General features: G+C 25.4%; 18 protein-coding genes and 1 other RNA gene. 4 read left to right on the top strand and 15 right to left on the bottom strand.

The features are described 5' to 3' along the window. Positions 1–120: 120 nt before the first annotated feature. Positions 121–1,815, bottom strand: coding sequence for an arginine--tRNA ligase (gene argS / locus T397_RS0100615; protein WP_027123777.1), 1,695 nt, complete (start codon positions 1,813–1,815; stop codon positions 121–123). Between the two features lie 108 nt (positions 1,816–1,923). On the opposite strand from argS, the gene T397_RS0100610 reads away from it, so the two are divergent. Next, positions 1,924–3,723, top strand: coding sequence for an MATE family efflux transporter (locus tag T397_RS0100610; RefSeq protein ID WP_027123776.1), 1,800 nt, complete (start codon positions 1,924–1,926; stop codon positions 3,721–3,723). On the opposite strand, the gene metK is transcribed toward T397_RS0100610, so the two are convergent. The 6 genes from metK to T397_RS0100580 all read right to left on the bottom strand — a co-directional run bounded on the left by metK (position 3,724) and on the right by T397_RS0100580 (position 16,116). Next, positions 3,724–4,884, bottom strand: a complete 1,161-nt coding sequence (gene metK / locus T397_RS0100605; RefSeq protein ID WP_036448553.1) for a methionine adenosyltransferase — start codon at positions 4,882–4,884, stop codon at positions 3,724–3,726. Between the two features lie 106 nt (positions 4,885–4,990). Next, positions 4,991–7,153, bottom strand: coding sequence for a CotH kinase family protein (locus T397_RS0100600; RefSeq protein ID WP_027123774.1), 2,163 nt, complete (start codon positions 7,151–7,153; stop codon positions 4,991–4,993). 36 nt (positions 7,154–7,189) lie between these two features. Further along, entirely contained in the window at positions 7,190–10,339 is a 3,150-nt protein-coding gene (locus tag T397_RS0100595; RefSeq protein ID WP_027123773.1) for a CotH kinase family protein, read from the bottom strand. Between the two features lie 207 nt (positions 10,340–10,546). Further along, a complete protein-coding gene (gene glmS / locus T397_RS0100590; protein WP_027123772.1) occupies positions 10,547–12,394 on the bottom strand; it encodes a glutamine--fructose-6-phosphate transaminase (isomerizing) in 1,848 nt (615 codons plus the stop codon). Positions 12,395–12,402: 8 nt separating this feature from the next. Continuing rightward, entirely contained in the window at positions 12,403–14,418 is a 2,016-nt protein-coding gene (gene uvrB, locus T397_RS03750) for an excinuclease ABC subunit UvrB (RefSeq protein ID WP_052663038.1), read from the bottom strand. 54 nt (positions 14,419–14,472) lie between these two features. After that, a complete protein-coding gene (locus tag T397_RS0100580) occupies positions 14,473–16,116 on the bottom strand; it encodes an APC family permease (RefSeq protein ID WP_027123771.1) in 1,644 nt (547 codons plus the stop codon). Between the two features lie 368 nt (positions 16,117–16,484). On the opposite strand from T397_RS0100580, the gene T397_RS0100575 reads away from it, so the two are divergent. Beyond that, the gene (locus T397_RS0100575; protein WP_036448550.1) at positions 16,485–17,369 is read left to right on the top strand and encodes a glycosyltransferase family 2 protein; all 885 of its coding nucleotides are present in this window, start codon (positions 16,485–16,487) and stop codon (positions 17,367–17,369) included. Here T397_RS0100575 and T397_RS0100570 read toward each other — a convergent pair. The 5 genes from T397_RS0100570 to T397_RS04345 all read right to left on the bottom strand — a co-directional run bounded on the left by T397_RS0100570 (position 17,366) and on the right by T397_RS04345 (position 21,352). Continuing rightward, complete coding sequence (locus T397_RS0100570; RefSeq protein WP_027123769.1) at positions 17,366–18,604, bottom strand: replication-associated recombination protein A; 1,239 nt, start codon at positions 18,602–18,604, stop codon at positions 17,366–17,368. The two genes, T397_RS0100575 and T397_RS0100570, sit on opposite strands and share 4 nt — an antisense overlap. 5 nt (positions 18,605–18,609) lie before the next feature. Further along, the gene (rsmI, locus tag T397_RS0100565) at positions 18,610–19,446 is read right to left on the bottom strand and encodes a 16S rRNA (cytidine(1402)-2'-O)-methyltransferase (RefSeq protein WP_027123768.1); all 837 of its coding nucleotides are present in this window, start codon (positions 19,444–19,446) and stop codon (positions 18,610–18,612) included. Beyond that, a complete protein-coding gene (gene rnmV, locus T397_RS0100560; RefSeq protein WP_052663091.1) occupies positions 19,430–19,990 on the bottom strand; it encodes a ribonuclease M5 in 561 nt (186 codons plus the stop codon). The genes rsmI and rnmV overlap by 17 nt, the downstream gene beginning before the upstream one ends. Further along, positions 19,936–20,991: a ribose-phosphate diphosphokinase gene (locus tag T397_RS0100555; RefSeq protein WP_052663037.1), complete on the bottom strand. Its 1,056-nt coding sequence runs from the start codon at positions 20,989–20,991 to the stop codon at positions 19,936–19,938. Before T397_RS0100555 ends, rnmV begins: the two co-directional genes overlap by 55 nt. A gap of 76 nt (positions 20,992–21,067) precedes the next feature. Further along, the gene (locus T397_RS04345; RefSeq protein WP_155947918.1) at positions 21,068–21,352 is read right to left on the bottom strand and encodes a hypothetical protein; all 285 of its coding nucleotides are present in this window, start codon (positions 21,350–21,352) and stop codon (positions 21,068–21,070) included. On the opposite strand from T397_RS04345, the gene T397_RS0100550 reads away from it, so the two are divergent. Continuing rightward, entirely contained in the window at positions 21,342–22,286 is a 945-nt protein-coding gene (locus tag T397_RS0100550; RefSeq protein WP_155947917.1) for a hypothetical protein, read from the top strand. The genes T397_RS04345 and T397_RS0100550 overlap by 11 nt on opposite strands. A gap of 6 nt (positions 22,287–22,292) precedes the next feature. Continuing rightward, positions 22,293–23,105: an ABC transporter ATP-binding protein gene (locus T397_RS0100545; protein ID WP_027123765.1), complete on the top strand. Its 813-nt coding sequence runs from the start codon at positions 22,293–22,295 to the stop codon at positions 23,103–23,105. Here the strand turns inward: T397_RS0100545 and T397_RS0100540 are convergent. The 3 genes from T397_RS0100540 to ssrA form a co-directional block, all read right to left on the bottom strand. After that, entirely contained in the window at positions 23,098–23,499 is a 402-nt protein-coding gene (locus tag T397_RS0100540; RefSeq protein ID WP_027123764.1) for a hypothetical protein, read from the bottom strand. The two genes, T397_RS0100545 and T397_RS0100540, sit on opposite strands and share 8 nt — an antisense overlap. Before the next feature lie 131 nt (positions 23,500–23,630). Next, positions 23,631–24,614: a choloylglycine hydrolase gene (gene bsh, locus T397_RS0100535; protein WP_027123763.1), complete on the bottom strand. Its 984-nt coding sequence runs from the start codon at positions 24,612–24,614 to the stop codon at positions 23,631–23,633. A gap of 129 nt (positions 24,615–24,743) precedes the next feature. Further along, positions 24,744–25,143: a transfer-messenger RNA gene (gene ssrA, locus T397_RS04275) on the bottom strand. Between the last annotated feature and the right edge of the window lie 122 nt (positions 25,144–25,265).

Genomic DNA, 25,265 nt, shown 5'->3' with positions numbered 1-25,265 from the left:
AAAATTTAAATGTATACAATGAAATTCAACTAGCTTATTTAATTTTAACTAGCATTGATCAAAAAATCAAATTTAATAAAAATATTTAATATATAAATATAAAAAAAGAAATTTTAAATTTTAAAAATTTTTACTATTTAAATGATCCATTTTATTTGGAGCATTAATACCTAATAAAGTTAAAACAAATTTAATTGCATTTCCAACAGATTTAGCTAAATAATATCTTTGTTTTTTTAATTCATCATCTTTTAAATCTTTTAATTTGAATTCATTATATCAAGCATGAAAAGTTTTAGCTAATTCATGAACATATGTAACCAAACGATTAGGTTCATATGTAGCACTAACTGAATGCAATACAGGTTCTAATGACATTAACATATTAATTAAATGTCTTTCGTTATTAGATGTTAATTTTTTATATGAAGTTGGTAATTTTTTATCTTTTAATTTAACTTTTTTCAATAATTGCGAAATTCGTGCATGTGCATATTGAACATAAAATACAGGATTTGTATTATCCATTTTAGAAACTTTAGCTAAATCAATGATGATTGACGTAGATGGAGATTGTGCCAATATATATCATCGAGATGTATCTACAGACATAATTTTTAACATATCTGGTATTGTGATTGCATTACCCAATCTTTTTGATAATTTAATTTCTTGTCCGTTATTTACAATCTTAACCATTTGCATCATAACAACACAAAGTTTTTCAGGTTTAATACCTAACATTGGCATAATTGACTTCATTCTACGTAAATGACCTTCATGATCAGATCCTCAAATTTGTAAAAATAAATCAAATTTTCTCATGTTCTTGTAATATTGATAGCCAATATCTGTTAACATGTAAGTTCTTGTTCCATCATTTTTAATTAAAACTCGATCTTTATCATCTTGGCCAGCAATTGTAGTTTTTAATCAAACTGCGCCATCTTTTGTGTACGTATATTTTTTTAAACATGTGTTTAAAAGTTTTTCTAAAATACCTGATTTATAAACTCATGTTTCACTAGTTCACAATTTAATATCTAAAACATTAATCATTTTTAAATGATCTTTGATTTGTTCAACCATACAACCAATTGCAAATTTTCAAATTGTTGTTCTTGCTTTTGTATCCTCAATTTTTAAATCATTAAATTTGGTGTTTAAAAATTTATTACCAAATTTTTCTTTCATTTTTTTACCAATAACAAAAGGATCTTCTCCTTTATAACCATTTTCAGGAAATTTTGGTTTTTTGCCAAACAATTCTAAATATCTACATAAACATGAAACTTCAAATAAATCAATTTGAGCTCCCATATCGTTTAACCAATAGTCACTAACTACTCTATGACCTAAAGATTTTAAAACATTGTATAAAACTTCACTAATATAAGCATTGCGAACATGACCCAAATGCAATGCACCAGTTGGATTAGCTGATACAAATTCACAATTAATATATTTTCTTTTAGATTTTGGTAATAATGTAGGTTTGTATTTAGAAGTTTTTACAAACTGAGATAACACTTTGTTATAACAAATTGGATTAACAAAAAAATTAATAAAACCAGGTTTAACCACTTCTATTTTTGAAAAAAATTGTTTGTTGTTTTTATTAATAATTTTTGTAATATCATTTGCAATATCTATTGGATTTTTTTTCAATGTCTTAGCTAAGATCATTGCGATATTTGTAGCGAAATCTCCAAATAAAATATCTCTAGTTGGCTCAACAATATAGTTTTTTGGCTTTTTATAATTTAAATTTTTTAAAGCTTTATCAATACATTTATTTATAAATAGGTAATTCATAATTTTGAAATAAAAGATTTAATATAATAGTTTCAATATAAATTCTATATTATTAATATGTTATATATAAAATTTTAATAAATTAAACTTTAAATAAATTTCATTAACATGCATTCAATAAAAAACATTAAAAAATCTAAACAGAAAAAACTAGATTCAAATTTATCTGAATCTATTCATTATTTATTTTCAAATGAAAAATTATGGAAATTAAGTTTAAAAATAATTTTTCCCGCACTAATGGTTTCACTACTATTTGGCATTTTTATTTTTGCTGATCAGATTATCGTGCAAAATATTGCCCCGTTTGATGGAAACAAATATTTTCAATTAATGGAAAATCAAATGGGTGCAAATTGGAACAATGCCTTAATTGCTGTTTATGGAACAAATAATGTTGAAACATTTAAAATAAATCAAGATTTAATTAGATCAGCAATCACATATTCAAGTACTATTAGTCTTGTAATACTTTCACTTGGATTATTTATTAATACAGGTTCATCAATAATTTATAGCAAGTCTTTTGCTACAAGTGATAATTTTTCAAAAAGTAAAATTGTATCTAATGGATTCTATGGTTCATTAATTAGTGGATTTATTTTCATGTTAATAATAATTGGAATTCAAAATTTGGTTATTAATTCCATGTTGCCTAATCCAACATTAACTGCAATAGATTCTACTAATAATTTATTTAATCCTAATACAGCATTAACAAATGAACAGCAAGTATTAATTTCTACAAATAACTTTGATCAAATAAAACAAATATTAACAGGATTTTACTCATCAAGAAATGACGTAATTTTAAATTTAAGTAATCAATACATTTATTTTTTATCAGCAAGTATCCCTTTTGTTTCAATAATAAATCTTTGAATGTTTTTATTAAGAGTTGAAGGAAAAAATTTATGAATTACACTTTTTTCTATCGGTGCTAGTTTTTTAAACATTTTATTTGATTTTGTTTTTTTATACTATGCCAAATTAGGTATGTTAGGCAGCGGTTTAGCAACCCTACTTGGTTATTTAATTAATTTAATTTCTATTGTTGTTTACTTATATTTTTTAAATCTAAAAAATTTAACAGATATCAAATATACTTATTTAAGAAAATTTGAATTGAATTGAGAAATCTTATTTATATCTTTTGTTTTAGGATCTGGAACTTTTTTAAGAGATTTATCACTAGCAATTGCAAATATTCTCTATTTACCTGTTTGAACATCAACAATAAGTTCTACAGGAAGTGCTAACATTTTAATAGATATTGGGGGTGTTAGTGCTGCTCCAATATATAATTTGTTTTTCTTTGCCATTTTTGGAATCATTGATGGATTAAGGCCTATACTTTCATACAATTATATGTCTCAAAATTATAAAAGAGTTAAACAAGCTTTTTATAATGCAATTTACTTAAGTTTAATCTATGCTATCATTGTAAACATTATTATTTATATACCAACATATGTACCTAAAGATAACAATCAATTTTTAATATTTTTAGGTGCTGGAAATTCTAATGGAACAATAATTCCTATTAGACAAGAAATTTTATATATATTGATTCCTTCAATGATGCTTCAATTACCTTTTTTATCACTTACTATTAGTGGTTTATGTTTATTCCAATCAACAGGAAAAATGTGATTAAACATCATTTGTTCAATTATCCAAGGAATAATTACATTTTTCCCTATTTTATATATTGTGAGTTGAATTGCTATATTGCTTCATTCATGACAATTAATGATTTATTGTGGATTTATTAATATAGTAATTTCATCAATAGTAATTTTTATCATTTCTTTAATTTACTTACATATTTACATGGGTAAAAAAGAAAAATATTCAAATCCTAATGAAGCAATTAACAATATTAGAAAAAAATTATTTAAAAAATAATTAAATATCTTTTTTTAATTCATCTAATAGTTTTAAATTTTCTCAAGGTGCTATTTCTTTACCAAAATGTCCAAAAGTAGCATAAGGCAAATAATCAATTTCTTGTAAATTTAAAATGTTTATTATTTCTTTAACACTATGATTAAACACAGAATTAATTCTAAATTTTATTTCATCTAAAGGAATTTGATTTGTATTAAAACATTCAATGGAAATATCTAATGGTTTAGTTTGTCCAATAGCCCAAGATATTCTTACTTCACATTCTGTTGCTCAATTTAATGCAACAATATGTTTAGCAATCCATCGAGCATAATATGCACCAGTCCGATCAACTTTTGTAAAATCTTTACCACTGTATGCGCCACCACCATGGTGAGCATATGGACCATATGAATCAACCATTAATTTGCGACCTGTTAATCCAGTATCTCCTATAGGACCACCAACAACAAATGTACCTAATGGGTTAACAAGACATATTAATTTATCTAAATCATCTCTAGTGTTTATAAAGTTATATTTAAGTAAAACAGGAGTAATTACATATTCAATAATTTGAGATCTAAAAATATTAAAATCAATATTTTTTTCATGTTGCGCTGAAATTATAATTTTATTAATTTTAACTTGATTATCAACATATTCCATTGTTACTTGACTTTTCATGTCACTTTTTAAACCATTAACAATAGATTTTTTTCTTACTTCTTCTGCTTGTTCTAAAAGTTCATTTGCCAAAAATGTAGCTCAAGGCATATAATTGTTAGCTTCATTAACAGCGTATCCTATAGTTATACCTTGGTCGCCTGCACCAATATCTCCATCAAGATGATTTACTAATTCTGCTATTTCTAATGATTGAGAATTAATATTAGAAATAATTGTGAAATCATTTTCTGTATAACCTAATGGTTTAATAACATCTCAAGCACATTGAACTACATCAACATATTTAGTTGTCGTTATTTCACCACCAATTAAAATTAAACGATTACTTGCTAAAACTTCACATGCGACTCTACTATTAGGTGACTTTTTTAAAATGTGATCTAAAATAGAATCTGCAATTTGATCACATATTTTATCAGGATGCCCTTTACCTACGGATTCGCTTGTAAATAAACCTTGTCTTTTGTGTTTAATTTCTACTCAATTCATTTTTTAACCATCTAAAAGTTTTGTTTAAATATTATAAACTGGAAAAATTAATAGTTGTTTTATAAATATTAGAATTTAAATATATAAAAAGAAAACAAAAAATTTTTTAATTTTGAGATGTTGTAAGAATTTTATGTACATTTTCAATACGAGTTTGCAATCAATATTTTAAATATCCTGCATAATCAGCTTGTGATGTACAAACATTAGCTAAATCTGGAAATGCTCAATACATTTCAGAAAAACCTTTGTTTGGGTTATCTTTTTCAGCTTCAATTTTAAGATTCTCACCAATATTTTTCCATTTATCAAAATTCTTTTTGTAACTTTGTTCATAATTAGTTACACAAGAATCTACATAACTAAATATTTTTTGGATGTTTTCTCTTGTAATTAGATTATTTCATTTTTCTTTAATTTTATTTCTTATAAAATCAGATTTATAAAATAATACTGTTCAAGGATTACCATTATAGTTTCCAGCAAATACTCTATCTATTCCATAATATTGGCTACCTGTTTCTCACATATTATAAAAACCTAAAGATGTGTCAAAATCTCATGGAACCTGAAATCTTAATTTTCCATCTTGATTTGGACCAAAATCAGCAGTCATATAAAAACTAGATTGTGCTAGATCAGCATCACATACAATTTCTTGCAAAATATAAGTACTTACAGCAGATTCAACATCTAATACATTTGTTATAGCAGTTTCTGTATTTATTGAATCATCTTTTATGATATCACTTTTATCATCATTAAATTTTCATGCTTCATTTTTAACAATAGCACGATAAAGAATGCGATATACATTAGCAATATATTTTGAAATAAAATTTTGTTGTTCTTGACTATATACATCATTTTTTATTGCATATAAATCATTAATTCCACTAACTATATCTTTATTTGAATCTACAGGCTTTAATTCAGCTCAATTATCGTAATCAATTTGAAATTGTTCTAATGGTTTTTCAAAATGAGCATAACAATCATATTCAACTAAATAACCAATGTTTGTACCTGTATAATATTTTGGAGTTTCAGTAATATTTACTCGTTTGGAACTTACCTCATTTTGTTCACATAATAAGTAAACACCTCAATATTCTCCATTCAAGTAAAGATCTACATTTTGAAAATCACTTGCATATAAACCTTGTGATCCATATAAAATTTTAGATAAATAAAAACCTATGTTGTTGCGTAAAAGAGAGGCATCTTTATAATCAGCAAGTAAAACTCAATTTTTTGCTGGAGCTTGGTTGTTCAAACCTAGCATGCTTTGCTTTGTATCAAATTTAATTCGAAAAGGTTTTTTATCATATTGTGGAGTTGAATTTCCACGAATTTTGATTTGACCAGGAATATCTAATTTTTTATATGATTCATTGCAATTACCTATGCTTAACTTCATAGTATTATATGCAAATTCTTGTTTAATAAATTCATGATCTTCTGTAAAATAATCGCGTTTTTCTGTAGCAAAATCATTATTACCTGAATTTGTAACAATATTTATAATTGGTAATTCTTGAGTTAAATGTGGTGTGTAATTATACGGTTGAGTCGGTGTTGGCGCAACAGGATTTGTCACTTTTAAAAAATTATTAAGCTCTTTTGTTTCTATAAAAACATTATTACTAAATTTAATCTCATAATAAACTGATATAATTCCAAGTTGATTATTAGGTGTTAATTCAAGTTTTATTACATCAAAATTAGAATTTTTAAATTGAGTTTCTAAATACAATTTTATTTCATTCAAATTGTCTTGGGGATATTTAATTGTTGTTGCATTAGATGTAATGCGATTTTGCAAATCAGTAAATATTGGATCAATTGTATTCCTAAATTCATCATTAATGTTTTCTTGTTTTTTAAAACCTAATAAAGTTTTTTCAACTAATGTGCTATTGTTGGATATTTTATAAACAACTAATATTTTTCCATTTTTATTATCTGGTGTTATTGTCAATCCTGATAAATCAATATTGTTTTCAACAAAAGATTGATTTAAATACAATTTAATGTCATCAACACATTCTGAAGGTAATTTAGTTGATAATGAATTAATTTGATTATTTACTTTATTTTCTAAATCCATAAATATAGATTCAACTTTTGTTTGAATTTCATTTGATGGATTTTGTTGATTATTGTTTGAATTATTATTTGCACCACAACTGGTAGCAACTAGTATACTAGATAAAAACAAGAATGAACTTGCATAAATAATATATTTTTTAAATCTTAACTTACGCATAACTTACTTTTACAAAAATTAAAATAATTTTAATGTTTATCTTTTGCTACCATCTTCTGAAGAATTTCAATTAGTTTCTAAATAATTTAGACGGTTTTTTAATCATAATTTTAAGTATTTTGCAGCATCGGCTTGAGTTTTGCATTTTTCTGCAAATTCAGGAAACGCCATGTATATGTCTGCCTCTCCAGAATCATATGTTTCATTTTTAATTGCTGCTATCAAGGAATCGCCAATATTTTGTCATTTATCAAAATTTTCTTTGTAATCTTCAACATATTTAGTTGAACAATAATCTATATATCCAAATATTTTGTCAAACATTTTATTTGATTTTGCTTTATTTCATTGTTCGATAATTTTAGATTTAATAAATTCTGATTTATACATTAGTATAGTTCAAACATTACCACCATATCTAAATCCGCCTTCAGTTCTATAACTACCTGCAGCTCAATTTATATTAATATTTCCATAATGTTTATCAAATCCAAATCCACTATCAAAATCTCAAGGAACTTGGAAACGCAATTTACCATCACCATTCGGACCTAAATCAACTGTCATATAAAAACTAGATTGTCATAAATCTGAATCACAAGCAATTTCTTGTATTAAAAAAGTAATTGCTGCAGAGTCAACATCTAATACATTTGTTATAGCGGTTTCTATATTTATTGAATCATCTTTTATGATACTACTTTTATCATCATTAAATTTTCATGCTTCTTTTTCAACAATAGCACGATACAAAATACAATAAACGTTACTTAAGTATTTTTGAATAAAATCACGTTGATTTTCACTATATATTTTGCTTTTAATAACATAAGATCTTACGGCTGGATCAAAATCTGTATTAATAATATCCTCATAATCAGGAGAATCATCATTTGGATTTTTAGATTGATTAATAGGTGTTAATGGTTTTCCGCCATCATAATCTATATCAAATTTTTCAAGTGCTGGTTCTCATATAGCATAAGTATCTAATTCTAATAAATAACCTATGTCAGTACCAGTATAATATTTAGGTGTTTCTGTAATATTAACTCTATTTGGACCAACCTCATTTTGTTCACAAAGTAAATACAGACCTCAATACTCATTATTTAAATATAATTTTACTGTTCTAAAATCAGTTACATACAATCCTTGCGGTCTACTTAAAAGATTACTTAAATACAAAGCAACTTGATTTCTTAACATTGTTAAATCTTTATAATCAGCAAGTAGAACTCAATTTTTAGCTTGGACATTATTATTTAACCCTAGCATACTTTGTTTTGCGTCAAACTTGATACGAAATGGTTTCTTTTTATACTTAGTTGTAGAGTTACCGCGAACTTTAACTTGACCTGTTAAATTGCTTTTGTCATTATTTTCATCATTTGGATCGTTTATTGATACTTGTGCATTAATATAAGGAAAATTGGGTTTTATATCTGAATCATCAGTTCAATAATTTTTTGTTGCAAATTCATTATTTTTTGTTTCTGTATCAATACGAATTTCTGGTATTTTTTCACGCAAGTGTGGTTCATATTTATCTGATGGAACGGTTGGAGTAGGCGCTGTTGGTTTTTTTATTTGTGAAAATCCTGTAAAAATTTTACTACCATTTATTGTTTCCCCATTACTAGAAATTGCATAATTTATAGTTAATGTGCCGTCATTATTATTTGGAATAGTTTCAAGTGATGTAAATTCTAAGTTTTGTTCTCTAAATACATTTTGTAAACGTGTTTTAATTTGATCAGCACAATCAGAAGCAAAAGTTTTTATTGTTGAACTACTACTAGTAAGATCATTTTGCAATGTTGTAAAAATAGATTCAATTTTGTCTTGTAATTCTTGTTTATTTTGTTCTGATGTTTGGAAACCTTCAAATTTTATGCTATTTGTTATTGTAAAACCATCTAAAACTAATTCATATTGAATTGTAATTGAACCTTCTGATAAATTAATTGCACTAGTTAAAGTTGTTGTGAATCCTGCGCCAATAAATGCTTTTTTTAAATTTTCTTTAAGTTGATCTACACATTCAGATGGAAGTTTTGTTTTAATAATTTCACTGTTGCTAGAAATTTCATTTTGAAACGATTCTAGAATTTTATTTGCTTTATCTGTTATTTCTTCTTCAAATTTAGATTTTGTTTTAAAATTAAAAATTTCTTTACTATCCTTAATAGGATCTAACCCATTTAATGTTAATTCATAATTAATTTTTATTGAACCATTATCATCATTAGGAACAATTTCAATTACATTAGGTGTTAAATTAGCATTTGAAAATAAGTTTTCTAAATTGGTTTGCATCACAGAAATTGATCTAGATGGCAAATTTGTTTTATATGCCTCACACTGTGTTTCAAATTTAGAAAAAATTTCTTTTATTTTGCCATCTACTTCATTTTTAAGTTGTTGTTTAGTTTTAAAGTTTTCTAATTTTATATTGTTGGAAACTTCTAAAGTTTCATAAGTCAAAGTATAGTTAATTAATATATAACCATCTGTATCATTATATGTAAGACTTAATGTTTTAATAGTTATATTTACATTTCCTAATAATCTTCTTAATTCTGCTTCTATATTTGATTCTGATTGTGAAGCTAATTGATTTTTTAAATTGTTTGAATCTATATAACTTTTTAATTTTTCAAAACATTCATCTATTTTTGATTTAAATTGATCTAGAGTAATTGATGGTGTTGGCGTAGGTGGTGGTAATGGATTGGGATTAGATTCAATTGGGGGAGTTGGTTCAGGAGTGGGACTATTTTCTTCTGTATCTTTTTTAAATCCACTAATAGTAGTTTTAACAACTAATCCATTTTCAGTTTTATAAGAAAGTTCTATAATTCCCGAAGTATCATCTGAAATAATTTTTAATCCTGAGACATTTAAACCACTTTGTTCAAAAATTGAATCCAAACCCGTTTTAATGCTTACTAAATAATCAGAGGGAAGACTATTTTTAACATTATCTAAATCTTTGTTTATATAGTCTTGAACACCCGCAAAGATTAAATTAACTTTATTTTTTATATCTTGATTTTGATCGGATGAACTATTTGAATTGCTATCATTAGTGCTTGTGCCACAAGCAGTAAGCATTAATGTTGAAGATAATAATACAAAACTAGTTAAAAAAAATGTGACTTTTTTTCATGATAGCTTAGCCATATTTGTTTCCCTCTACTAAATTATTAACAAATATTTTTTATTCAATTCAACAATACATACATATATTTTTAAAAAATTTTAATGCACATATTTTGAAATTTTGATACTAAATATTATATTCTTTTAATTCGAAATTTAAAGGGAGCAACAAGAGAAATTTGTTCTAAATTTGGATTATATTATTATATATAATATAAAAATTTTGAATTACTCAACAGTCACAGATTTAGCCAAATTTCTTGGTTTATCTATATCGCATCCGCGTTTCATTGCAATATAATAAGCAAATAATTGTAAAACAATTGTATTTAGTACAAAAGTTAAATTTGAATTAATTTCAGGTACTTGAATTAAATTCTTAATTTTTAATTTTTTCTTATCTATTTTTTTATTTGAAATCATTAATATAGAAGCTCCACGAGCAATTACTTCTTCAATATTTGAGATCATTTTTTCATAAACATGGGGTTGAGTTGCGAGAGCAATCACTAATGTTTTATTTTCAATTAAAGATATTGTGCCATGCTTTAATTCACCAGCAGCATATGCTTCTGAATAAATATAAGATATTTCCTTAAGTTTTAAAGAACCTTCCAAACATGAAGCATAATCCAAACCTCTACCTATAAAAAATACATTATTATGTGAATAATAATTTGTTGCTAATTTTTGAATATCTTTTTTATTATTTAAAATTTTTTGAATTAATTTAGGCAATTTGTAAAAATCACTAATAATTTTATCAATTTCATTATCAGTTACTTTTTGTTTTAATTTGCCTATATATAAAGCCAAAAGTGATAACAAGCTAATTTGTGAAAGGTAAGCTTTGGTTGTTGCTACAGCAATTTCGGGTCCAGCATGTGTATATAAAACAACATCTGCTTCTCTAGCAATTGTTGATGACACAACATTAACTATTGCAACTGTTAATATTTTTTTTGATTTAGCTTCTCTTAAAGCAGCAATCGTATCAGCTGTTTCGCCCGATTGACTAATTAATAAACAAATATCATTTTTATTTAATATAGGATTTTGATATCTAAACTCACTTGCAACATAAGAATAGCTTTTTACTTTAGCTATACTCTCAAATAATTGATTTCCAATCATTCCAGCGTATAAAGCAGAACCACAAGCTACTATTGAAATATTTTCAATATTTTTAAGTTTTTTAATAATTTCATTATTAAAACCAAAATTAAAATTTTTCTTTTTTAAATAAACATTTGTAATATTTTCAACAACTTTAGGTTCTTCATGAATTTCTTTAAGCATATAATGCTTAAAACCGTTTTTTTGTGATTTTGAAATATCTCAAGTAATTTTATTAATTTGTTTTTTAATAGGATTATTATTTTTATTAAAAATAGTAACTTTGCTACTTTTAATAATACCTATTTCATTATCATCTAAAATTATGTAATCTTTCGTGTGCTTAATTAATGCTGTTGTGTCTGATGAAACTATATTAAAAGTTTTACCTAATCCAATTAATAAAGGGCTATCTCGTCTAGTAACAATTATTTGATCTGGACGATCTTTTTGAATAATAGCAAAAGAAAAAGAGCCCTTAATTTGATTTAAGACTTTTCTGATAATTTGTTGAATAGGACGTTTTGGATTCAAACGATAATAATAATCGATTAAATGAGCAACATTTTCTGTATCAGTTTCAGATTTAAAAGTGTAGTTTTTAGATTTTAAAAATTCATGAATTTCTTGATAATTTTCAATAATACCATTATGAACAATTGCAAAATTGTATGAATCTATTCCGCCTAAATGGGGGTGTGAATTAACATCTTTAGGTTCACCATGAGTTGCTCATCGTGTATGTCCAATTCCACAAAATGAATTTAGATTTTTAATTTTTTTTAATTTGTCTTCAAGAAAATTAATTCTGCCTTTAGATTTAACAATTTTAAAGTTAGTTCTTTCAAATCAAGCTACACCAGCAGAATCATATCCACGATATTCTAAATTTTTTAAACCTTCTATAATGTTAGGAATAACATTTTTTTGACTATCAATAAAACCAATAATACCACACATAATTTTTACTATTTATTTTTCTTTTTATTTTTTGTATAAGGCATTTGTGCTTCTAATTCTAAAATAATATCTCGCAATTCAGCAGCTCGTTCATAATCTTGCTTTTTTGCAGCTTCCAACATTTCAATTCTAAAACTTTCAATTAGTTTCTTAGTAGCTTTCTCACCTTTGTTCTTTTTAGAAACAAAATTTTGTAAATCTCTAGCGCTTTCTTTGTTACTTAAATCATCATATATTGGTTTAACAATTGTTTGGGGTTTAATGTTGTGTTTTTTATTAAATTCAATTTGTGTTTTTCGACGACGATTTGTTTCATCTATTGCAATTTTCATTGCGGGAGTTATTACGTCAGCATACATAATAACTTTACCTTCAATATTTCTTGCAGCTCGACCAATTAATTGAATCAGGGATTTATCACTTCTAAAAAAACCTGGTTTATCTGCATCAAAAATACAAACTAATGAAACTTCGGGTACATCCAAACCCTCACGCAACAAATTAATTCCAACTACACAATCATACTTACCACGTCGCAAATCATTAATTATTAAAGAACGTTCCAATGTTTTTAATTCATTATGTAAATAAGCAACTTTAATATTTCGTTCTTTTAAATATTCTGTCAAATCTTCAGCCATTTTAATTGTCATTACAGTTACAAAAGTTCTTTGTTTTTTTGCTATTTGTTTGTGTAATTCTTCAATTAAATTATCAATTTGATATTTTGTGGGTCTAATTTCAATTTCAGGATCAACTAAACCAGTAGGTCGAACTAATTGTTCAATCACGTGTTTTTTTGAAAAATCAATTTCTCATTCGTTAGGTGTTGCACTAACAAAAATTACATTTGAAAGTTTTGATTGGAATTCATCAAAATTTAAAGGTCGATTGTCTTTGGCTGAAGGTAATCTAAAACCATATTCAATTAAACTTTCTTTACGAGATTTATCAGTATTATACATTCCTCTAACTTGAGGTACAGACATATGAGATTCATCAATAACCATTAATCAGTCTTTACCAAAATAATCAAATAATGTATAAGGAGTTTCTTCAGGTCCTCTTAACTCTAAATGGCGAGCATAATTTTCAATACCTGTGCAAAACCCAAATTCTTTTAATGCTTCTAAATCATAATTAGTTCTTTGTTCTAATCGTTCTGCTTCAAGTAATTTATTTTCTCTTGTAAATTGCATTAAACGATCTTTTAATTCATCCTTGATTCTTTTTAAAGCTTCATCCATTCGATCTCGATTCATTAGATATTCATCTGCAGGACCAATTACATAAGCTGTTAATCTTTCCAAAACAACACCATCAATAGGATTAACTTTCACTATTTCTTCAAGAGTATCTCCAAAAAACGATAACCGAATATAAAATTCATTTGTATATCCTGGTGCAATATCGATAATATCTCCATTAATTCTGAAATTACCAGGGGATAAATCAATACGATTAAACTTATAATTTAATGAAACTAATTTATGTTTAAATTCATTAATTTTATATTGGTTTTTTGTTTTAATAATAATTCTAAATTCTTCAAAATCTTCAGGCGGGGCGCTTGGATAAATACATGCTATAGAAGCCACAACTATTACATCTTTTCTAGATGTTAAAGAATTTAATGTTGCTAATCTTAACATTTCAATTTCTTGGTTAGTAACTGATGATTTTTCAATGTATGTGTCTGTTCTGGGAATATAAGCTTCAGGTTGATAAAAGTCGAAATATGAAACAAAATATTCAACTGCATTGTTAGGAAATAATTCTTTGAATTCAGAATATAATTGAGCAGCCAAAGTTTTGTTATGGGCTAAAACTAAAGTTGGTTTATTTATTTCTTGAATTACATGGGCAATTGTAAAAGTTTTACCAGTACCAGTTGCTCCAAGCAAAACTTGATTTTTAATTTTATTTTTTAAATTTTTAACTAAAGTTTGTATTGCTTTAGGCTGATCGCCTGCTGGTTTATACTTACTTACAAGTTGAAATTTAGTTTGATTTGCTTGTTTCATTTAATTTGCATAATTTAAGAATTATTAAAGTTGATTTAGTATATTATATTTATTTTATTTATGTTCAATAATAGCATCATTAAAACTCACTTTATATCCGCCTGTTTTTTTGATAACAAAGTGATTAATAAATGGAAAGCTTATAAATCAAGCTAATAAAACTCAAAAAACTATTGCATCATCATAATTTTTTCATTTTTGAGCTCCAATATTTGAATTAAAAAATAATCCAGAATTAGAATCCATATTAGCGTTAGCAATTACTTCATAAATATATTGATAAAAAAAGAAGTAACCAAAAACAACAAAAAAACCTAAGATAGCAATTCCTGTAATAATTTCAAAAGATATAGTTTTACTGTTACGAACAAATCTATTTCTTTGAATAGAACCAAGCAATAAGACTATTGCGTATATTGGTATAAAAAATAACGTTGGAAAATTTGTAACCGAATCCACGAGAGCATCATTGTTTACAATTGTAGCAACAGAACCAATTATGATGTTAAATGAACAAGTAATAATTAAAATTAGAATTAATGTGCCTCTATTGTTGTATTTTTCATTCAATACACTTAATTTTTTTCAACCCATAATTTGCCCAGAACCAATTAAAGATTTGCAGCTTTCAAAAAGAGTAAATGACATTCCATTAACAACTCCGATTGCACTTATGGTAACAAAAATGTTAATTGTTATATCAAGACCTTTTCTAATACTAGCTGCATTTGCCAAATTATCTGGGACAAGAGTTTTAAAAATAGTTCCAACATCTCCAAAACCAGTAAAACCCGCACCAATTGCAATCAAAATGTAAACAATTGATGCAATAATAATTGAAACCACTAAAACTATTGGAATAGTTTTTTTAGGATTGTTGACTCTATCAGGTAGATTTCCAACATTTGTAAATGAATCAAAAGCAAATAAAATACTTGGCAAAGCAATAAACATGCCCTTAACATTAAAAATAGTTGTCGTAGGAATTAATTGTTTTGTAATATCTGTTGGATATAAATCTTTAATAGGCGAATTCATTAAATCATTTACATTTTTATCTAAAATATTAGATTGATTAATATTGGATAAACCAATTATTAAAGCTATACCTAAAGGAATAATTTTTAAAAGCATTGAAGTATTTTGAATATATGAAGAAGATCTTGAACCACGTGAGCTCAAAAAATTAATTCCTATTAATGATATTAATATTATAAAACCACCTAAAAATATATATCCAAAATGCACTTGACCAGATGGTGTATTATTAACAGCTATGTCAATTGCATTATATAAACCTTCAACTGCTAGAAAAGGTAATACTCCCGCGAAAATACCTAAGTAATAAGCTGAATGTTGAATTCTTACAAATCTACCTAGATATTGAATTTTCATTTTTCCACCTAGTCTAGTTGTCGAAACTTCTCTAGATAAATTTTCTGTTCAACTTGCTAAACCACCATTAGATGAATAATTTGTAGCTATTTTAGAAAAAGAGATTGCAGCACACAAAATAATTACTGCTGCTATAATTCAAGAAACAATGCCACTTCAAAAAGAAAACATATCACTGTTTTCTATTGCTTGTGCTTTTATTATTGGAATATTTTTAAAAAAAATACCTATTCCAATAATTGTTCCTAGTGACATTGCTAATGCACTAAAAAAACCAATTTTTCTAGCATGTTCTACTTTCATTTACTTAATTCCTTTGATAAAAATTTTAATAAAAATTGCTAATGGTTTAATGGTAAATATAAAGAAAAAAGTTGACTTAGAATTAAAAAAATTCTTTTATAAGTCAACTTATATTCTCTCTAATAAATACATAAAAATACTTAAAGTACTTTTAATTCATAACATGTAAGAAATTTATGTATTAATTTACAAGTAAATTATAAAATTATTTTTATTTTTTTGCAATAACTTATAAAGTTTACAAATAAATTTATTAATGTAGTTTGTATCTAATTTTTAAATATTTATAATATTATGAAACACAATAATAAAAAAATAAAGATAAATTGACTAGTTTTTATTTTTTACAAATTTGAAATTAATTAAAAATGTATAAATTTACAATAATTATTCCAACATATAATAATGCTTTCTATCTAAAAAATGCAATAGAATCAATTAACAATCAAACTTTTGCACACGAAAATATTCAAGTTTTAATTGTTGATGATGAATCAATAGATAATACAAAACAAGTTGTTGATGAATGAAAAAATAAAACAAAATTAAATATTGAATATTTTTATAAAAAAAATAACAATTGGGGTTCTGTTATAAATTTTGTAAAATCTCAAAATTTAGCAAAAGGAGAATACATTACAGTTCTAGATGCTGATGATACATACTTGCCAAATGCATTGGAATGTGTTAACAATTTAAATAAAAATTACGATCTTGTGATTGGGGATTTTTACAAAAAAGGAAACAAAATAAAATTTTATGTTCCTACATATAGTGTTTTTGTTAAAGAAACAAAAAATAAAATTCAAGCACAAACACCTTTTTGCATACCATTGGGTAAATTTTTAAATAACAAACTTTTTTATCAACTACCTGAATTAAAAGAAAAAATATCTTATCAAGATGCAATATATACAGCTAATGCTATTTATTTAGCAGAAAGCATTTATCACATTAAAAAACCAATGGGTATTTACAATTACAAAAGAATAGGTAATTCAATGACTAAACCTTGAGACAATCAACGTTATCGAACGGAGATTGAAATTTGTTTAAATTTATTGAAATTAGATGCTCAAGAAATTGTTGCTATTCATATTATGCGGAACAAATTTCGCAAACTACTAAATCAAAGTATGTTTTCATTCAAAACAAATCGAAAATTTAAGTTTAAATCTCTACCTATGAGTTATCGTTGAATTATGTGAATTATTTTTAAATTATTTTTAAAAAAATATTTTAGACAAAATTAATCTTCTTTATACCGATTCAATTTTTTCAACCATTCTGTTAATTTTTTTTCATTAATGCTGTGTTCAGTAGGAAAATAATATTGTTTATCAATTATTTCATTTGGTAAATATTGCTGTTCCACTCATGCATTTTTATAATCATGGGGATATTTATAACCTTTAACACCTAATTTATAACTTGATGCATAATGACTATCTCAAAGATGTTTTGGAATTTCATAAGAATTACCACTGGAAGCATCTGTTAATGCATCATTAATTGCTAAATAAGCAGAATTAGATTTAGGAGATAATGCTAATTCAATTACTAAATTACCTAAAATTGTTGATGCTTCTGGAAAACCAACTTCTTTGGCAGCTTGCAAACCTAAATAAGTGCGCATACATAAATTGGGATTTGCTAATCCTATATCTTCATACGCAACCATTATTAATCTACGAGAAATAGAAACCAAGTCATGGCTTAATATTAATCTAGCCAGATAATGAAGTGAGGCATCAACATCACTACCTCGAATAGATTTATGCAATGCCGATTTTAAATTATGGAATTCATCATCATAATGAGAATTAGTTATGTATGATTCATTAGTTATATTATCTAAAATTTTTTTATCTATTTTTTTATCTGAATACAAATTAACTATTACATCAATAATGTTTAATGCTGCACGTAAATCACCTTGTACTTTATAAGAAATGTTTTTTAAAATTTCTGAATCAATGTTTTTTATTTTCAAATCATTTATTAACTTTTTTAAACCCTCAAATACTTGATCGTTTGTTAATGGTTTTAATTGTAAAATTTGGCATCGACTTCTAATTGCGGGATTAATCACAAAAAATGGATTCTCTGTTGTTGTAGCAAACATAAAGATTTGACCTTGCTCTAATGCAGATAATAGAATATCTTGTTTGTCTCTATTTAACTGATGAATTTCTTCCAAAATTATAATGTAACTTTTAGATATTTTAGCTATTGATAAAATGTTGTTAAGTTTTTCTTTATTATCATTTGCTGCGTTAAATATTTGATATGGAACTTTCAAATCATTTGCTAATGAAATTGCTAAAGTAGATTTACCTATTCCTGGTTTTCCATAAAAGATTAAAGAAAAGGGTTTTTTAGCTTTAACCATTCTTGTTAAAATGCCATTACTATTTAATAAATGATCTTGTCCAAAAACATTTTTAATTGTTTTGGGCCGCATTTTATTTGCTAAAAAATCTGCCATTTTATTTAATCTTTCTTATTTTGAAAATATTTATAAAGTTCAGAATTACTTATATTAGACTTTTTTGCTACAAATTTACAAGCATCTTTTAATCTAACATTTAAATTCAATAATTCTTTAACCTCTGAAATATGATTAGAATTTATTGCTATTTTTTTAGAATATAATTCATCTCGGTTATCTAAAATAATAACAAATTCACCTTTTAAAATTAATTGTTTAGATATTTCTGATCCTGAACCAAAATAATATGTTTCATTTTGTTTGGTTAGTTCTCTTGCAACACATAAGTTTTTATTTGGAAAATGTTTATCTAAAGTTAACAAAGTATTTTGAATTCGATGAACAGATTCATATATGACAATTGTTGTTTTAATGTTTTTTAATAATTCCAATTCTTTATCTAAATTATCACGATTTAAAAAACCAGCAAAATAAAAATTAGAAGTATTAAAACCAGAACCCACTAAAGCACATATTATTGCATTTGAGCAATTTATTACCTCAACACTATAAAAAGGTAATTGTTTTCTTATGGAATTAATAATTATTTGTCCAGGATCAGATATAGATGGATAGCCAGCATCAGAAATTAAACCACATGTGTGATTTTGAATTAAATTTATTAAATTTTCTAATTTGCTTTTTTCATTAAATTTATGATAACTAATAAGTTTTGGAAATTTTTTGATATTAATTAGATTTAATAATTTTTGAGTTATTCTTGTATCTTCACAAAATAAATAATCACAATTTTCAATACTTGCAATTATTCGTGGATTAATTTCTTGTAAATTTCCTATAGGTGTAGCTATTACAAAAAATTTATTCTTTTCTTTCATTAACTATTTTCCCTAATTCTTCTTTTGTAATGCCTAACAAATTCAACTTTTTAAATAATTGTTTATGATTACTATAAGGAATTTTTAAAAAATTACAAATAACTAATCTTTTGTTTTTGTTATTCAATTCAAAATTCAAATAATCATTTCATGAAATAGATTGTATATTTGAAATATTTGTTATGTGGTTTTTTAAAGCATCGATAATCGCATCATCATTAGCTTCTGCTATACCTATTTTTTTAGATTTTGAATCAACATCACTAATTTTAATAAAACATTCCTTATAAGAATCCAAATGCTGAGCAATTTGTTTACGAATTTTATTTCCTTGATAATCGGGATCTAAAAACAATATTACACCTTGATTTTTAGAAGCTTTCTTAATTAGATTTATTTTTAATTTAGTTAAATCTGATCCGTTTGTTTCAATTGTTTCAACATTAAACAATTTTTGTAATTTTTGAGTATCAGTTTTACCTTCAACAACTACAACTTCTTTAATAGTTTTGCGTTGCTTGCTAGATCTTTTGATTGTGCTCATTTATCATACTCGTGATAAACATTTGAAACAGATGTTCCATAAATATAACATTTAATAATCTTAGAATAAAAATTAGATAATGAAACAATTTCTAAATTAGAGATCTCACTTAATTCTTTTCTTGGTTCAATTGTATCTGTAATATAAATTTTATTTATTGTTTTTTCTTTAGCTACTTGTTTAAAATTTTTAATTGCATCACCATTAAACAAACCATGCGTTGCCATAACAATAATATTTTTGGCTTTTTTAGTTTTTAATAATTTAGAAGCCGAAAGAATAGTTCCCCCTGTATCAATCATATCATCAACTAATACACAATTTTTATTAGCAACTTCGCCTAAAACATTAATTGATTCTGCAGTATTAGGCTTTGGTCTTCTTTTGTCAATAATTGCCAATGGTAAATTAAATGATTCAGCTATTTTTCTAGCTCTTTTTACACCACCATAATCTGGTGAAACAATTACTAAATCTTTTTTAGAAAATTGAGTAAGCAATTTACATCACATAACTTGTGCAGCACGTAATGTATCAACAGGGATATTAAAAAAACCTTGAATTTGCTCGCTATGAATATCTGTTAAAGCAATTCTTGTTGCGCCTGCTACTGCTAATAAATCAGCAACTAATTTACTACTTATAGGTTCTCTGCCCTTTGATTTTCGATCTTGCCTCGCATAACTGTAATATGGTATAAAAGCAGTAATAGATTTTGCAGAAGCTCTTTTAACTGAATCAATAGCAATCAACAATTCCATAATATTTTCATTTACAGGTTTTGATGTAGATTGAACTAAAATTACATCCTTGTTTCTTAATGAAATGTCAGATCTAACATAAACTTCTCCGTCAGCGAAATGGTTAATTTCGATATTACCCAAATTAATTCCTAATGACTTACAAATTTTACTAGCTAAATCTTTACTACCTGTCAAACCAAAAATTACATGATTATTTAAAAAATAATTTTCTTTTTTATTTCCAAATTTGTGAGACATTTAATTTTGCTTTCTTAAATACAAAAAGTTTATGTATAGTATAATTTTTGAATATATTCATATGTATTATAAATTATTAGATGTAATAAAAGATGCTAGGTGTTTTAAACATAATTAATAAGTATTTTTGAAAGTCTTGATCAGGGCCGTTCTTTACTTTTATCATTGCACCAATAATAATGATAATTTCAATGTCATTATTTTCATCACCAATTGTTATTTTGGCAAACGCTTTATCTATTCCAATAATATGCACGGGTGTTACAATTGTTCCACAAACTATTTTTGAATTTAAAAGTTCAGTAATCTTAAAAAGAATTGGTGTCACAGATGTTAAACCAATTTTATTTATGACATCCATATTTATTTACTTTACTTCATTCATGATTGTTTCAGTTATTTTAAATTTACTTATTTCAATGCTATATGTGTATTTAGTATTTGGGAATGATTCTAGTAAATTTGGTCAAACGGATTTTTATAGCATTTATAATTCTGCAGATTATTTATCATGAACTTTAGCTCAATTATTAACAATTTTTTTATCACTTTCAATCGGCTTTGTTACTGCTAGTATTTTAAAAAGTGTTCTTGCAATTCAAACAGCAGGTTTAATTATTATCATTGGTGCTATGTTTGTTGGTGGAGCACTAGTGCCATTTTCTATGGTAGCAAATATACCAATTTTAAAATACTTAGCATATTTAATGCCATTTAGATATACATCAGCATTAGGAATAGAATCATGGTTTGCTAACATTAATAATTTATTTCATTATAGCAACTATCAAATTGATATATCACAATTTAATTTTAGTTCAACTGATACACAAACTGATATGTTAATAAAAATAGCTGCAAGCAAATATGGTAGTTCTGCGATACCGGGACATTTTGTTTTAAATTCTAATACAGGCAATTATGTTTTTGAACCTATTCAAACAATAGGTGGTGCAATTTTGCCACCAGACAATGAATTTTATATAACATTTATAGATTCAGGAAAGGGATTTGTTTATCAAACAAGTATTGAACAACTAAAAAACACAGAGCAAACATTCATATTACCTACAAACAGTTTATTTAATTTTCAAACAAGTAATATTTGACAAATAAATAATCCATTTATGCAAGTAGTTGCATCAATGGGCGCTAACATTAATCAATCAATTCCCGAAATTCAAGAAATATTTGTAAATATAGACAAAATTTTATCTTTTGTTATGCCTTTTGTATTTATGGGTTTATTTTTTGGTACTTCTACTGCTAACTTTAAATGAAATTCTAGGGGTTAATAATGTATGAAAATAAAACATAAAAATAGCAAATTAATTTCAGAAATTATTAATGTTGATGAACCTTTTGGATACAATAATGCATTAATGAATGAAATAGGATCTACAATTATAGATGTTCAAAATATTAGAAAAGTTTTTAATAGTGGAGTAATAAAAAAAACTCATAAGATTGCTTTAGATGATGTTTCATTTCAAATTAAAGAAAATGAACATACAGCTATTTTGGGCGCTAATGGAGCAGGTAAAACTACTTTAGTTGAAATCATTGCTGGATTAAATAAACCTACTTCAGGAAAAATCATATACAACTTAAGAAGCGAAAATTATAAAAATCAAATTGGTATTCAATTTCAAGGAGCTAATTATCCTAGTAGTTTATCAGTTGCAGATGTTATTAAATTTGTTATGAAACTATATAATATCAAGCAAAAAGATTCAATATTAAATGAACTAATAAATGTTTTTGGAATAGACAAAATTTATAAAAAGAACGCTTCATCATTATCTGGTGGTGAGGCTCAAAGAGTTAATACACTTTTATCTTTAATTCATAATCCTCAAGTTTTATTTTTAGATGAATTATCTACAGGTTTAGACATTAAAATTCGAACTAAAATAAAACAATTTATTAAAAATTATGCATTTAAAAATAAGATTACAATTATCATTGTTTCTCATGATATAGAAGAAATTGAATATATTGCTGAACATATTATTTTTTTGAGAAACGGCAAAAAGGTTATTGATACAACTAAAAAAGAAATTATTAATCAATATGGTTCTTTAATGAATTTTTTTGATTTAAATATTAAATAGTTTCATTATTTATTTGTTCTTGATTATTTAAAACATTGTTTTGATTTGTTATGTTTTCTTCAACTATATATTGTTTTGAAATTGCTACAAATATAAGTGATGCTATTCAACCTAATAAAATAATAGTAAAAATTCCAAATATAATTTTGTAATTATTTAATTCACTATTATTTTTAGGATTTGGGAAAGTAAAAATATTAACTGCATTTAAAATATTAAACACAAATGCAATAACTAACAATATAATTCCCAAAACAAGTAATGCTGATGAACCGCCAACTGATTGTGAAGTTACTACAACTACTGGTGAAATAGCTAAAAATATAATAGATATTATTTCTAAAATTAAAATTACAAAACTTAACTTTTTAATTAATTTGTACTTTTTTTGCATACACTTCTCCAATTAAATTTTTAAATTGAATTTTGCATTCTAAAAAAAAAAAAAAAAAGCAAGTTGCACTTGTGGTTCAACTTGCTTTTTAAAGAATAATAATTCTGTATAAAAACAAAAAATTAATTAAATTATTGTTGGTAATTTATATTTTGTTTTTTATTTAATTGATAAACATACAAATTTTTAGCATTCAAATCAACATTATTCATTGATACAGCATTAATTTGATTATTAGTGTAAGTTTTATAATAATAAGTTAAAGTGTTAGAACTGATGCAAGAAGAATAAATTGTGATTTCATTTTGATCTTCTAAACCTATCACTTGACCTTTAACTTGTTTGACAGAATCTAAAATGTGAAAAAATTGAGTAACGTGTGATAATTCATCATCTGTTTGTGATTTGCTAGTTAATTTTGTGTAAGCAACTCTAACAAATCTAGATACAGATCCAAGTCCGCCCGGTAATCCTTCGGTACCACTACCATTAGATATAGGTTTCATTTGAATATTTTTATCCATTGTGTTTTGTGCCGCAATTGGCGATAGATGAATGTAATTACGCATATTTTCCAAATGATATGAAAAATCTGGACAATTTGTTAAAACTCCATAAGGGTTGTCATAAACTTTTAATCCATCTTTAGTTGGTTCAACAACAATAGCTTGTTTAGAGTCTGATATAAATCAATGTAATGGACTAGTTCTTAAATCTTTATTAAATTGATTATTAATAATTCTTATATTTCCTAAAACTTTTTTTATTTCATCTACTGAATCATATTGTGCTAGTAAATATGGAACAAATTCAAAAGATGCTACATTAATTTTTGATTCATCCATTGAATCAAAATAGTGTGCATAACCTCGAAAATCTAGCCCAGCAATAAATACACCTTTTTCGTTCATTGCCTCGAAATATAATGGATATTCTTCAAGTACAAATGCCATTCCAATTATTGCATTTTTAACACTAAATGTTTCATTATTATTGCTTATTCTCTTAAATAAATAATTACGTGGAGTAATGGCTATAGATGAAAAATCAATTGGATATTCTAAATCTAAATTTCTACCAAAAAAGTTATTATGATAATTAATTGCAGTACACATTATAGTTATCTCCTAAATACAATTAAACTAATTATAATGCTAACGAAATTAAAAATTAAAATATTTTCAAAAATAAAAAAACCTTAATATTTTTGAAATATTAAGGTTATTTGGTGACATTTTGTCATATGGTGGAGATGACGGGAGTCGAACCCGTTTCCACAAATAATTTCATCATAGAATCTACAGTTTAGTACCATAAATAAATTGTCTTTGTTGATTTAGGCTATGGCACAACCGCCAACAAATAAGTCTATAAATCTCATTCTAGTTTATAGACATCACTAGAACTAGTTACAGGACTATATAAAACAAAGTAATTTAGTAACCTAATTACAATGAGTAGCACAATTTATTTTTTTATACTATGCAAATGCGTAGTTAAATTGAGCTTGTTGGTTGATTAATAAATTTGTATCAACGGCAACGTTTTCGTCAGTTTTGTCGGTTAATTTAAACCTTGAGCTATAAGGGGCATACCCCACTGCCTCTATGGGTCCATCATTCATGTCGAAACCGTGACATCCCCATATACATATTATAACTACAATTAAAATTTATTGTTTTTTAAAGCTAAACTTTTTTATTGAAAAAGTCATTTATTATCAAAACTTCACTATTATTCAATTTATTTAAAATTATTTTTAAATT

Source organism: Mycoplasmoides pirum ATCC 25960 (assembly GCF_000685905.1).
In the GTDB taxonomy this organism is placed as follows: domain Bacteria; phylum Bacillota_I; class Bacilli_A; order Mycoplasmatales; family Mycoplasmoidaceae; genus Mycoplasmoides; species Mycoplasmoides pirum.
Note: the sequence above shows the minus strand (reverse complement) of the source record. Positions and strands in the feature narration are given on the sequence as shown.